The following is a 12,991-nucleotide window of genomic DNA, read 5'->3' on the forward strand; positions in this document are numbered from 1 at the left end:
TACCAAGAGCGGACATTTCTGGCGCCGACGCTGAGGTCGCGGCTGCGCCACGACGGCCATTCCGCTCTGCGCCAGTGAAGGCACAAGCCTAGGCAGGAATCCATTCATTTGAGTGCTCCGCAGGCGGTCGCCGGCGACGAGAGGGCGTGGGCGCGAGGTGCAATTCCGGTTCAGTTCCGACGTGCAAGTGGCCTTTGTGCTGCGTCGTCCTGGGCCCGCAAGCTCTGAGTTTGTCCATGGAAATCGGCTGGACAGCCAGCGGCTCCAGATTTCCGCATGCGGCGAGGTCATCCACGTTATTATTGAGTCTTTTCTTTAGTAAGGGGGAGCTAATTAAATAGGTTTCCTGTCGCACAGACGTCACGGACTTCATTTTACTGATCAACGTTAGCTTTTTGGTAGTCCTCAAGACTATAAGTGCCTTGCGGGCCAATAATTTTCGTGCTGCCTTCGGCGCACTTGGGAATCAAGGGGATCAGGGGCATGGCGGGGCAAATTCTGGGGGGCGACAGGCTTCTGGACGGAGGCCGCAGGCGCCTTCTGGCGGGCGCTTCCTGCGCCGTGCTCATGCTGGCCTGCGGGCTTCCGGGCGCGGCTTTGGCCGCGACCTACTATGTGAGCACCGAGGGACAGCTGCGTACCGCTGTAACAGCGGCGAACGCTGATGGCGATGCGAGCGCAACGATCATCCTGACCACCAATATTACGATGGTCAATTCGGGCAGTCCGGATACGGCCGCCAAGCCGATTACGATTGACACCCAGGGGTTTACGCTCTCCGGCTCGGGCATACAGGCCCTTACCCTCCCAACAACCGGCAGCATGTATACACTGGTCGGCAACTTCAAGGGCAGCGATGGGGCCGCGTCGAGCAGCGCGGGTGTTCAAGCCTCGTTTGGCTCATCGATGACCAATAACGGCACCATCCAGGGAGGAAACAGCCAAACAGGAGGCGGTGGCCCCGGCGTGCTGGTGGGAACCTCTGGCGGGGCGAAGACATTCGTCAACAATGGGACTATCCGTGGCGGAACCGGACCAGCCAACGGCGTCGGCTCCAGCGGCGCGGGAATCTTTGTTCGAAATGCAACCACGAACCCGATCGTCAATACCGGCACCGGCACGATCGAGGGCGGCGCCGGAGCGGCGGCAATCGTCCTGAATCAAGCCACCTCGGCTTACAGCTTCGTCAACAGCGGCACGATCAAGGCCGGCGCCGGCGCCAATGCGATCCAGTGGTCCAGTTCCGTTACCCCGACGACGGGCTCACTCACCCTGGAGCTGCAGGCCGGCTCGGTGATTGAAGGTAATGTCGTCGCCAACGCCAACGCGCTCACCGATACGTTGCGCCTCGGCGGCACGACCAACGCCGCATTCGACGTCTCGGCCATCGGCGCCACGGCGCAGTACCGGAACTTTGACACATTCCAGAAAACCGGCACCAGCACTTGGACGCTGACCGGCACGGGCACCGCCACCACCAACTGGGACATCCAGCAAGGCACGCTGCAGCTTGGCAATGGCGGCACCAGCGGCTCTATCATCGGCGACGTGAACAACAATGGCACGTTCGCCTTCAACCGCAGCAATGAGCTGACCTATGGCGGCATCATCAGCGGCAGCGGAATGGTGCGCCAGATCGGCGGCGGAACGACGATCCTTACCGGCGCCAACACCTATAGCGGCGGCACCGCCATAGACGGCGGCACGCTTCAGGTCTCCGAGGACGGCAATCTTGGCGCGGCCTCGGGCAGTCTGACCTTCGACGGTGGCACACTGCGGACGACAGCGAGCTTTGCCACTAACCGCGATGTGCTGATCAGTTCGACGGGCGGGTTCGACACGGCGGCGGGCACGCAGCTGGACCTTTCCGGCCAGGTGACCGGCTCAGGCATGCTGGTCAAGAACGGCGCCGGCACGCTGAATGTCACCAGCTATTCCAACAACTACACCGGCGGCACCGTCGTCAATGCGGGTACGCTCGCCGGCAATACGGTGGCGATCCGCGGCGACATTCTGAACAATGGCGCCGTCTCGTTCCTCGACCTCGGCCCCAACACCTTCAGCGGAAACATCTCCGGAACGGGCAGCCTCGACGTCGAAGGTATCGGCACGCTGACCCTGACTGGCACCAACACCCACAGTGGCGGCACCACGGTCGGGGTGGGCAAGAGCATCTCCGTGGCGTCGGACCAGAATCTGGGCGCGGCGACAGGTCTGCTGACGCTCGACGGCGGCGAACTTGGCACCACGGCGAGCTTCGCCATGAGCCGCGACATCAGCCTCACTGCCGCCTATGGCTATTTCCGCACGGCGACGGGCACGACGCTGACCGTTAACGGCGAGTTGAGCGGAGCAGGCGGCCTCTACAAAGAAGGCGCCGGCACCATGGTTCTGAACGGCGACAGCATTTATACCGGCCGCACCACGGTCGATAGCGGCAAGCTTGTCGTCGAGGGATCGCTCGGCAACACCGAGACGACGGTCAACAGCGGCGGCACGCTCGGCGGCTCCGGCTCGATCGGCGGCGCGGTGATCGTCGCCGACGGCGGCACGCTGGCGCCGGGCTCCAGCCCCGGTACACTGACGATCGGATCGCTTAGCCTGAGTTCCGGCTCGACCCTCGACTACGAGCTTGGCCAGGCCGGCGTGGTCGGTGGCGGCGTCAACGATCTGATCGTGGTGACCGGCGCCCTGACGCTGGACGGCAGCCTCGACATTACCGATGTCGGCGGCTTCGGCCCCGGCGTCTACCGGCTGATCAACTATGGCGGCGCGCTTACCGACAATGGTCTCGAACTCGGCGATTTGCCGGTCGGCGTCACGGCTGCCGACCTGACGGTGCAGACCTCCGTCGCCAACCAGGTCAATCTGATCAGCAGCGTCGGCAACGACCTCTTGTTCTGGGACGGCGACGCGGCCGGCAATGCCAACAATGATCTGGTCGACGGTGGCAACGGCACCTGGACGGCGACAAGCCTGAACTGGACGACGAGCACCGGCCTGGTCGACGCAGCGATGAAGCCGCAGCCCGGCTTCGCCATCTTCCAGACGCTCGGCGGCATCGTCACCGCCGACGACGGCGCTGGCGCGCTGGAGGTTACCGGCATGCAGTTCGCCGCCGATGGCTACCGCATCGAAGGCGACGCCATCACGCTTGCCGGCGCTGGCGGCGAGAGCATCATCCGGGTCGGTGACGGCACGGTCGCCGGAGCAGGCTATACCGCCACCATCGCCTCCGTGCTGACCGGGGCGAGCAGCCTCACCAAGACCGATGCGGGCACGCTGGTGCTTTCGGGCGCCAACACCTACACCGGCGGTACCAACGTCTCCGGCGGCGTGCTTTCGGTTGCGGCCGATAACAATCTCGGCGACGCCGCTGGCGGCCTGACGCTTTCCAGCGGCACGCTGCGCAACACCGCCGCCTTCTCCTCGGCGCGCGGTGTCACGCTTTCGGCGGCCGGCGGCACCTTCGACACCGTGGCCGACCTCACCCTTTCCGGCGCGATCTCGGGTGCCGGCAGCCTCGCCAAGACAGGCTCCGGCACGCTGACCCTCACGGGAGCGAACAGCTATGGCGGCAACACGCTGGTGGACGCCGGCACGCTGATCGGCAATGCGGCTTCGATCCGTGGCGACATCGGCAATGCCGGTACGGTCGTGCTCGACCAGGCGGCGGATGCCAGCTTTGCCGGGGATATCTCCGGCACCGGCACGATGGTGAAGGACGGCGCCGGCGCGCTGACGCTGACCGGTACCTCGCTGCTCGACTGGACCATCGATCAGGGTGGCCTCGTCTCGGCGGCCGAGCGCTTCGGCGGCGATGTCGCGATCGGCGCGGGGGCCTCCTTCACCTTCGATGGGGAGGCCAATGCGAGCTATGCCGGGGTGCTCTCGGGCGCCGGCACTTTCGTCAAGGACGGGCTGGGCACGGTGGTGCTCGCCTCGGACAACTCAGGCTTCACGGGGGCCACGTCGGTCGTTGGCGGCACGCTTGCCGCGGGCGCGGCCAACGCATTCAGTTCCTCCTCGCAGTTCTCGGTCGCCTCGGGCGCCACGCTCGATCTTGCCGGCACCTCCCAGACGCTTGCCGGGCTGACCAATGCCGGAACGGTGCGCATCGCCGGCGGCGCTCTCGGCAACACGCTGACCATCAGCGGCGATTATGTCGGCAATGGCGGCACCGTCGTCCTCAACACCGCGCTCGGCGGCGACGGCTCGGCGACCGACATGCTGGTGATCGCCGGCGGCACGTCGGGGACGGGCACGCTCGAGGTCGCCAATTTCGGCGGCGCGGGAGATCAAACGGCCGAAGGCATCAAGATCGTCGACATCGGCGGCGTCTCGAACGGCACCTTCTCGCTCAAGGGCGATTATACCTTCGAAGGCGATGCGGCGGTCGTCGCGGGCGCCTATGCCTACAGGCTCTATCAGGGCGGCGTGAGCACGCCCACCGACGGCGATTGGTATCTGCGCTCCGAGCTCGACAACAGCCTGCTTTTCCAGGCCGGCGCACCTGTGTACGAGGCCTATGCGGGCGTATTGCAGAGCTTCAACCAGCTGGGCACGCTGCAGCAGCGGCTCGGCAACCGGTCCTGGACCGTAGAGGCACAAGGCGCCGACGGGATCTCCGATGACGTAAAGGCCGAGGCCGGGATCGGGCTGTGGGGCAGGATCGAAGGCGCCAGCGGCTCCTACGATCCGGAAAGCTCCACCACCACAACGACATACGACACATCGACCTGGAGGCTGCAGACCGGCGCCGACATGCTTTTGTCCGACAGCGCGGCCGGCCAGCTCATCGGCGGCATCGCCTTCCAGTATGGCACCGTGTCCGCCGACGTCTCGTCGGTGTTCGGCAACGGGTCGATCGACAGCACCGGCACCGGCGTTTCCGGCTCGCTGACCTGGTACGGTGCGGAAGGCTTCTACCTCGACGGCCAGGCGCAGGTGATCTGGTACGACAGCAATCTCGACTCGGCGACCGCCGGACAGCGGCTCGTCGACGGCAACAACGGCGTCGGCTACGCGCTCGGCGTCGAAGCCGGCAAGCGCATCATGCTCGATCCGAGCTGGTCGCTGACGCCGCAAGCGCAGCTTGCCTGGTCATCCGTCGATTTCGACGCCTTTACCGATACCTTCGGCGCAAGGGTTACCCAGGATAGCAGCGACAGCCTGCTTGGCCGCCTCGGCCTGTCGCTCGACCACCAGTCGCAATGGCAGGACCACACGGGCCGCGCCGGCCACACGAACCTCTATGGCATCGCCAACCTTTATTATGATTTTGAGGATGGCTCGTCGGTCGACCTGGCCGGCAGCAGCCTCTCGAGCAGGAACGAGCAGCTCTGGGGCGGTCTCGGCATCGGCGGCACCGTCAATTGGGCCGACGACAAGTTCTCGGTCTTTGGCGAAGCCATCGCCCGGACAGGCCTGGAAGACTTCGGTGACAGTCATGTACTGACCGGCTCGCTCGGCCTCCGGGTCAAGTGGTGAAACAAGTTGGCATCCAATACCGAAAGTCGCCTTCGGGTCAGTCAGGGACTTCAATCCCGCTTGGTTGAATGTCTGCCGCGCTTTCTAGATGCCAGAAGCTGCCATTCCGCTTTCGTGAAGAGTTTCGGGCGCCGGCGGGCGTACGAAAGTCCCCGAGGAAGGAACCCGCGTGCTACAGGCGAAGGCCATGGAGATTTCGATCTGCTGCTGATGCCGGCGATGGCTGGGGCGTCGCCCGGAGGCACCGAGTTGGATGCGGGCAGGCCGCTTCGTGGCGCCTCCGCGCGATGTTGCCGGGACAGTGGGCGGCTGGGCGCGGTCCTGTCGGCGTCAGCAATTATCATGGATACGCGCGGACCCGTTGCCGAAGGCTGAACGCCTGCGGCTGAACGCCTGCGGCTGAACGCTGGTTTATGGTCGCTCGAACAATGATTTCACTTTCCGCAGAACGGAGGTTCCAATCTCATGTGAGCTGCTTCAAGCTTGGTCCTGGATCGCGGCAGGGGGCGTGACATGGCGGATCATGATCGGATCGACGGACTGATCGCGGCGGTGCCCGCCGCCCTGGCGCTTCGCGCCGGGCTGGACCTTGGCATCTTCACCCGGCTCGGTGGCGATGTGGCGACTGCCGACAGCCTTGGGGCCGCGCTCAAAGTCGAGCCCGATCGTCTGTCGCGGCTCCTCTATGCGCTCGCCAGCATCGGTCTCCTCGAGGTCGAGGATGGTCGCTTTCGCAACGGAGCCGAAGCGTCGGCCTTCCTCGACGCGTCCAAGCCGACCTATCGCGGCGGCGATCATGCGCTGCTGCGCGAGCTCTGGGGAGCGGACCTTTTGACAGCGGAGTCGCTGCGGCAGAACCGGCCGGCCGCGCTGCACGATTTTTCCGAGGCCGGACCCGAGGCCGCGGCCGCCTTCAGCCGCATGCTCGCACCGGGCGGGGTGATTTTCGGCAGAAACCTGGCCCGGGAGATGGACCTCTCCGCGATCCGTTCGGTGATCGATATCGGCGGTGGCGCCGGGACCATTCTGGTCGGACTTCGCAAGCGGTGGCCACGGATTACGGCGACGCTGATGGAACTCCCAACGGTCGCGGCGGTCGCGCCTTCCATCCTGGCCGAATACGGTGCCGACGACGTGACTGTCGAAGAGGGGGACATAACCGTCGCGCCATCGATCGGCCGGCACGATCTGGCGATCCTGAAGGCCGTCGTCCAGGTCCTTCCGCCGGACCGGGCGCGCAGTGCGATCCTGAACGCGGCGCGTTGTCTCACGCAAGGCGGCGAGATTGCAATCGCGGGGTGGGGTGTCGTCGATGACGACCGCCTCGGCCCGCCCGAGGGTGTCTTTCTCAACCTCACCTTCCTGAACCTCTATCGCCACGGCGAATCCTACACGGAAGGTCAGTACCGCGCCTGGATGACCGAGGCTGGATTGCGCGACATCTCCAGGTCGCGCCTGGCGGATGGCTCCACCTTGTTTCGTGCGCGCCTCGGCTGAAGATCAGATTGGCCATGGAGTTCGTGGCCTGATTGCGGGTTCTCAGCCCTTCCGCTTCTCCACCTCCGCCTTCCTCAGCAGGAACCGCTGGATCTTGCCGCTTGGCGTCTTCGGCAGTTCGGCGACGAAATCGATCTCGCGCGGATAGGCGTGCGCCGAAAGCCGTTTGCGGACATGCTGGGCCAGCTCCTCGGCAAGCTCGGGGCTGCCCTGGTAGGCGGGCGACAGGATGACGAAGGCCTTGACGATTTCGGTGCGCTGCGGATCGGGCACGCCGACCACGGCCGCCTCGTTGACCGCGGCGTGTTCGATGAGCGCGCTTTCGACGTCGAAGGGGCCGATGCGGTAGCCCGACGAGGTGATGACATCGTCGGCGCGGCCGATGAAGGAGACCGAGCCGTCCGGTTCGTATTCCACCGTGTCGCCGGTGCGGTAATAGCCGCCCGCGACCGCCGGCGTCTCGGCCTGGTGATAGCCGCCGAACCAGCGCAGCGGCGAGTTGGCGATATCGACTGCGAGGATGCCGGGCTGGTTGGGACCGAGTTCGTTGCCGGCCTCGTCGAGCACCACCATGCGGTAGCCCGGCATGGCGAAGCCGGCCGAGCCCGCGCGCACCGTATGCGCAAGCCCGTGGTGGTTGTTGACCATCATGCCGTTCTCGGTCTGGCCGTAATGGTCGTGGATGGGGGCGGCGAGATGGGTGTCGAACCAGCGGATCACTTCCGGATTGAGCGGCTCGCCGGCGCTGCTCACGACACGCAGGCGGCCCTTGATGCCGGCGGCGGCCTCCGGCCCTTCGGCCAGCAGCAGGCGGAAGGCGGTGGGCGAGCCGGCGAGGCTGGTCACGCCAAGCCGCTCGATGATTTCGTAGGTACTCCTGGCCGTGAAGGCGGCCTCGTTGAAGGTCGTGGCGATGCCAAGCAGCAGCGGGCCCGTGATGGCGTAATAGAGGCCGTAGGCCCAGCCGGGGTCGGCGATGTTCCAGAAGACGTCGTCGGGGCGCAGCCCGATCGCGTCGCGCATATAGGCGCCGAAGGCGAGCAGGGCGCTGAGCGGCACCGGCACGCCCTTGGGCAGGCCCGTCGTGCCTGATGTCGACATCATCATGAACAGGTCGTCGCCCTTGCGCATGACGGGTTCGCAGTCCGGGGAGGCGGCGGCGAGGGCGGCGCGGAAATCGATGTCGCCTTGGGGCAAGGCATCACTGGGGCCAAGAATGGTGGCGGTCGGCGGGCGGTTCTCGATCTCGTCGAGCTTGCCGCGATTGGCCGGGTTGGTCACCACCAGCCTGGCGCCGCTGTAGCCCAGGCGGTGCTCGATCGCCTTCGGCCCGAAAGCGGTGAACAACGGTTGGTAGACGGCGCCGATGCGCCAGGTGCCGAGGATGAGCGCCACCAGTTCGGGAATGCGCGGCAGCATGCCGGCGACGACATCGCCGGGGCCGACGCCCAGCCCCTTGAGCATATTGCCGACGCGGCCCGACATATCGGCGAGGTCATCGAAGCTGAACAGCCGGAGTTCGCCGGCGGCGGAGATCGCGCGCAGCGCCAGCCGGTTCTGCCCGGTATGGCGGCCGCAGCATTCGACATACGCATTGATGCCGGTCGCCGGGTCGCCGTCGAGCCGGGCGATCTCATCCTCGATGCGAAAGCGCGAAACGGCATCCCCGTAGCGCGGCAGGCCGGCTTGTGTGCTGGTCATGTCAGTCCTCCCTGGCGGCGCCCCATCTCCCCATGGCGCGCTGTCGCGACAACAATGCCATCAGATGGCGCCGATGGGCAACGACGGAAGCCTATCTCTTTGTTTTGACGCAATTCCCAAGGGAAAACGTCAAGCGTTTTCCCGGGAAAAACGCCACACACATTCCTGGAATTGCCCTTACAAGTTCGCCTCGGCGAAGATGGGGGCCGCCCAGTCGAGGAAGACGCGCAGGCGCGGCGAGAGTTGCCGGTTTTGCGGGTAGAGCGCCGAGAGCGTCGTCGGCGATGGCGGGTAGTCGGCCAGCACCTCGATGAGCGTGCCGTCGGCAAGGTCCTTCTCGAAGCGATAGCGCGGCGCCTGGATGAGGCCGAGGCCAAGGCGTGCCAGGTCGGCGGCGGTGTCGGAATTGTTGGCGGCGACGCGGCCCGGCAATCGGACCTCGCGCGTCTTGCCGCCGACGGTGAACTCGAAGGGCAGCACCTCGCCGGTGCGCGACGAGACGAAGCCCACCGCCTGGTGGCCGTCGAGCGCATCGGGGGAGGCGGGTGTGCCGTGGCGTTCGAGATAGGCGGGACTGGCGCAGGTCATCTCGCGGATCATCCCCAGCCGGCGCATGATCATGCCGCTGTCGGGAGGCTCGCCGACGCGGATGACGCAATCGACGCCCTCGCGCACGAGATCGACCAGCCGGTCGCTCTGGCCGATCTGCAGGTCGATCCTGGCATAGCGGGCGAGGAATTCCGGCAGGCGCGGCAACAGGAAGGTGCGGGTGAGCAGCGTGCTGGCATCGATGCGCAGCAGGCCGAAGGGCTCGGCCTTGCGGAAGGCGGCCTCGGCATCCTCGATCTCGGCCAGGATCGACAGGCAACGTTGATAGTAGGCCTCGCCGTCCTGCGTGGCGTTCACCTGCCGTGTCGTCCGTTCCAGCAGGCGAGCGCCGAGATGTTCCTCGAGCCGCCGGATCGCTTCCGTCGCGGTTGAGCGCGGCAGGCCGAGATCGGCGGCGGCAGCGGTGAAGCTGCGCCGCTCCAGCACGCGAACGAAGAGCCGCATCGTGTCCAGCCGATCCATCGCCTTTGTTCGCAGTTCCCGAATAGTGATGTCAAGTGTGAGTTGATTATCCGGAAGTTGGCCTGGCTTATATCCGTGTCACCAACAAACGGAGAGACTTCCATGGAAACTGAGCAAAAAAGAACGGGCCAGCAAACCAGAACAGCGATCGTGACCGGCGCCTCCAAGGGCATCGGTGCGGCGATCGCGCGGCGGCTCGCCCGTGACGGCATCGCCGTCGTCGTCAACTACGCACGGGGCCGCGCCGAGGCCGAAGCGCTTGTCGGCGCGATCGAGGCCGATGGCGGCAAGGCGATCGCCGTGCAGGCCGACGTCGCCGACCCGGCTGGCATCGCAACACTTTTCGACGCCGGCGAGAAAGCCTTCGGCGGCGTCGATATCCTCGTCAACAATGCCGGCATCATGAAGCTGTCGCCGATCGCCGCGACCGACGATGCGTCGTTCGACACGCAGGTCGCGATCAATCTCGGCGGTGTGTTCCGTGGCATGCGCGAGGGCGCGAAACGCCTTCGCGACGGCGGCCGCATCGTCAATTTCTCGAGCAGCGTCGTCGGCCTGTACCAGCCGGGCTACGGCGTCTACGCCGCCACCAAGGCAGCGGTCGAGGCGATGACGCATATCCTCGCCAAGGAGCTTGGCGCGCGCGGCGTCACAGTCAACGCCGTGGCGCCCGGACCGGTCGAGACGGCGCTGTTCACGGACGGCAAGAGCGCGGCGCAGATCGAGGCCATTGGCAAGATGATCCCGCTCGGCCGGCTCGGCCAGCCCGACGATATTGCCGGCGTGGTCTCGTTTCTGGCCGGGTCGGACAGTGGCTGGATCAACGGGCAAATCATCCGCGCCAATGGCGGCGTGATCTGAGGAGGCAATGATGCAAAAGACAATCCTGATCACCGGCGCCTCCAGCGGTTTCGGCGCGATGACGGCTCGGGCGCTCGCAAGGGCCGGCCACACGGTCTATGCCTCGATGCGCGACCCCTCGGCGCGTGTAGCTGCGGTCGCCGAGATGGAAAAATTCGCTCGTGACGAGGGCGTGGCGCTGAAGACCATCACGCTCGACGTCACCTCGGATGCATCGGCGCAAGCGGCGATCCGGCAGATTCTGGGCGAGGCCGGTCGGCTCGACGTGCTGATCCACAATGCCGGGCATATGGGGTTCGGGCCGGCCGAGGCGTTCTTGCCCGAACAGCTGGCGCAGCTCCATGACGTCAATGTCGTCGGCACGCAGCGCGTCAATCGCGCGGCCCTGCCGCATATGCGCTCTCTCGGCCGGGGCCAGATGATCTGGGTTGGCTCGAGCAGCACGCGCGGCGGCACGCCGCCGTTCCTGGCGCCCTATTTCGCGGCCAAGGCCGGCATGGATGCGCTGGCGCAGAGCTATGCGCTGGAACTCGCCCGCTTCGGCATCGAAACGACGATCGTGGTGCCCGGCGCCTTCACCAAGGGCACGGAGCATTTCCACCATGCGGCGGCACCAGCCGACACCGAGCGCGCCGGCCTCTATTGGTCCGGTCCCTACGCCGATGTCGACCAAAAGGTGCTGAAGGGGTTGGCGGCACTGGAGCCGGCGGACGCCGACCCGGCCGAGGTCGCGATGGCAATCGTCGATCTCGTGGCGATGCCGCACGGCAGCCGCCCGCTGCGCGTGCATATCGACCCCTCCGATGATGGCGCCGCCATCGTCAACGGTGTTGCCGACCGCGTGCGGGCGCAACTCATGGAACGGATCGGCCTTGCCGACCTGCTCCATCCCAAAGCCTGAAATCCAACCTCAAGAAGCAAGGAAACGATCATGCCATTCGCAAACATCAAGGTGCCGCAGGCCGCACTCTCCAGGGCGCAGAAGGAAGACCTCATTCACCGAACCACGGCCATGTTCGTCGACTTTTTCGGCGAAGTCGCCAGGCCCACCACGATGGTGCTGGTGGAAGAGGTCGCCGACGGCGGCTATGGCCGGGCTGACGAAGTGTTCGTCGTGCCGGAGGCCTATCGCGCCAGGGAGTAGGCGGGAGCGACCCATGCAGCGCTCGACAGTCGTCATATGACGACTGGTCGCCGAGGACGCCAACGTCCACTCTGTCCGCGGGGCCTGCATGTCGGTTCCCTGAAAACCGATGCCCCCTTTGGGGCGACATGCGGCCAGGCGGGGGCCAGGTGGACAGCCCCGAGCTGTCCACCTGTCTCGGGCCTCCGCCTCTCCTGACTTCTCAAGACACCAGGCTCAGCGGCCGCGCTTCGGCGTCGTCGAGCCGTTCGGTTTTCCCCGCGGTCCGATAACGCTTGGGCGCGGTGCCGGTGGCGCGCTTGAAGGCGTTGCTGAAGGCGCTTTCCGAGGTGTAGCCGAGCGAGCGGGCCAGTACCGCCACGGGCGTGTCTTCCTCGCGCAAGGCGCGCTCGGCCAGATGCATGCGCCATTGCGTCAGGTAGGCCAGCGGCGCGACGCCGGCGGTCCGCCTGAAATGGAAGGCAAAACTGGTGCGCGACATGGCGGCGGCCTTGGCGAGGTCCTCCAGATGCCAGTCGCGGCCGGGATCGCCATGCATCAGCCGCAGCGCCGGTGCCAGGCGCGGATCGGCGAGCGCGCGCAGCCAGCCGGCGGGCATCAGGCTCGACGTCTGCAGATGCGCCCGCAACACCTGGATGAACAGCAATTGCGCCAGCTGCGCCGAGGCAAGGCTGGCGCCGGGCTGGCCATCCGCTTGCTCGCGCACCAGCTGGTCGAGGATCCAGCGCAGGATCGTGGCTTGCGGCGACGAGGCCTGGATGTGGATCCAGGGCGGCAAGACATCGGCCAGCAGCCGCCCGCTCGCCTGATCGAGCAGGACATGGCCGCCAATATGCGCGAAATCCTCGCCGTTGCCGAGCTGTGCGATCTTGCGGCCTGAGAACACCGCCATGGCGTCCAGCGGCGGAACCGACAGGTCGCTGGCGAGGATGAAAGAGCGCCTTGAGGCGAGCAGCAGCACGTCGCCGGTTTGCGCCTGCACCGGCTCGTCCTCGCCCTCGAGGCGGATCCAGCAACTGCCCTTCACCACGGCGAAGAACTTGATTTTTTCGGGCGCCGGAAAGCGCAGCGCCCATGGCCCGCCGGCGGTGAAGCCGCCCGTCACCATGGTTTGCGCGCTGGTGAATTTGAGGATGTCGGAGAAGGGATCACCGGTCATTCCGTACTCTCACGCAATTTATGCGGATTTTCAAGCATTCACAATCCGGGCGCGGGCGCATAGCTGAG

8 protein-coding genes are annotated in these 12,991 nt (G+C 66.0%); 5 read left to right on the top strand and 3 right to left on the bottom strand.

All coding sequences use genetic code 11. The annotated features are described in order from the left end of the window. Positions 1 to 483: 483 nt before the first annotated feature. Positions 484 to 5,490 (top strand): autotransporter outer membrane beta-barrel domain-containing protein, encoded by a 5,007-nt coding sequence (locus tag EB231_RS14975; RefSeq protein ID WP_172349483.1) that lies wholly within the window; start codon positions 484 to 486, stop codon positions 5,488 to 5,490. A 513-nt stretch (positions 5,491 to 6,003) separates the two neighbouring features. Continuing rightward, positions 6,004 to 6,987, top strand: a complete 984-nt coding sequence (locus tag EB231_RS14980; protein WP_172349484.1) for a methyltransferase — start codon at positions 6,004 to 6,006, stop codon at positions 6,985 to 6,987. A 42-nt stretch (positions 6,988 to 7,029) separates the two neighbouring features. On the opposite strand, the gene EB231_RS14985 is transcribed toward EB231_RS14980, so the two are convergent. After that, the gene (locus tag EB231_RS14985; RefSeq protein ID WP_172349485.1) at positions 7,030 to 8,688 is read right to left on the bottom strand and encodes an acyl-CoA synthetase; all 1,659 of its coding nucleotides are present in this window, start codon (positions 8,686 to 8,688) and stop codon (positions 7,030 to 7,032) included. 177 nt (positions 8,689 to 8,865) lie between these two features. After that, a complete protein-coding gene (locus tag EB231_RS14990) occupies positions 8,866 to 9,759 on the bottom strand; it encodes a LysR family transcriptional regulator (RefSeq protein WP_172349486.1) in 894 nt (297 codons plus the stop codon). Between the two features lie 102 nt (positions 9,760 to 9,861). On the opposite strand from EB231_RS14990, the gene EB231_RS14995 reads away from it, so the two are divergent. Genes EB231_RS14995 through EB231_RS15005 form a run of 3 tightly spaced genes read left to right on the top strand, consistent with a single transcriptional unit; the run spans position 9,862 to position 11,764 of the window. Continuing rightward, positions 9,862 to 10,620 (top strand): SDR family oxidoreductase, encoded by a 759-nt coding sequence (locus EB231_RS14995; RefSeq protein WP_172349487.1) that lies wholly within the window; start codon positions 9,862 to 9,864, stop codon positions 10,618 to 10,620. A 7-nt stretch (positions 10,621 to 10,627) separates the two neighbouring features. Further along, positions 10,628 to 11,521, top strand: a complete 894-nt coding sequence (locus EB231_RS15000) for an SDR family oxidoreductase (RefSeq protein ID WP_172349488.1) — start codon at positions 10,628 to 10,630, stop codon at positions 11,519 to 11,521. A 30-nt stretch (positions 11,522 to 11,551) separates the two neighbouring features. Beyond that, positions 11,552 to 11,764 carry a tautomerase family protein gene (locus tag EB231_RS15005; protein WP_172349489.1) on the top strand — a complete coding sequence of 71 codons (213 nt, stop codon included), beginning with the start codon at positions 11,552 to 11,554 and terminating at the stop codon, positions 11,762 to 11,764. 202 nt (positions 11,765 to 11,966) lie between these two features. Here EB231_RS15005 and EB231_RS15010 read toward each other — a convergent pair whose 3' ends face one another. Then, the gene (locus tag EB231_RS15010) at positions 11,967 to 12,923 is read right to left on the bottom strand and encodes an AraC family transcriptional regulator (protein WP_172349490.1); all 957 of its coding nucleotides are present in this window, start codon (positions 12,921 to 12,923) and stop codon (positions 11,967 to 11,969) included. Positions 12,924 to 12,991 lie beyond the last annotated feature (68 nt).

Origin of the sequence: Mesorhizobium sp. NZP2298, assembly GCF_013170825.1 — a bacterium.
Taxonomy (GTDB): Bacteria; Pseudomonadota; Alphaproteobacteria; order Rhizobiales; family Rhizobiaceae; genus Mesorhizobium.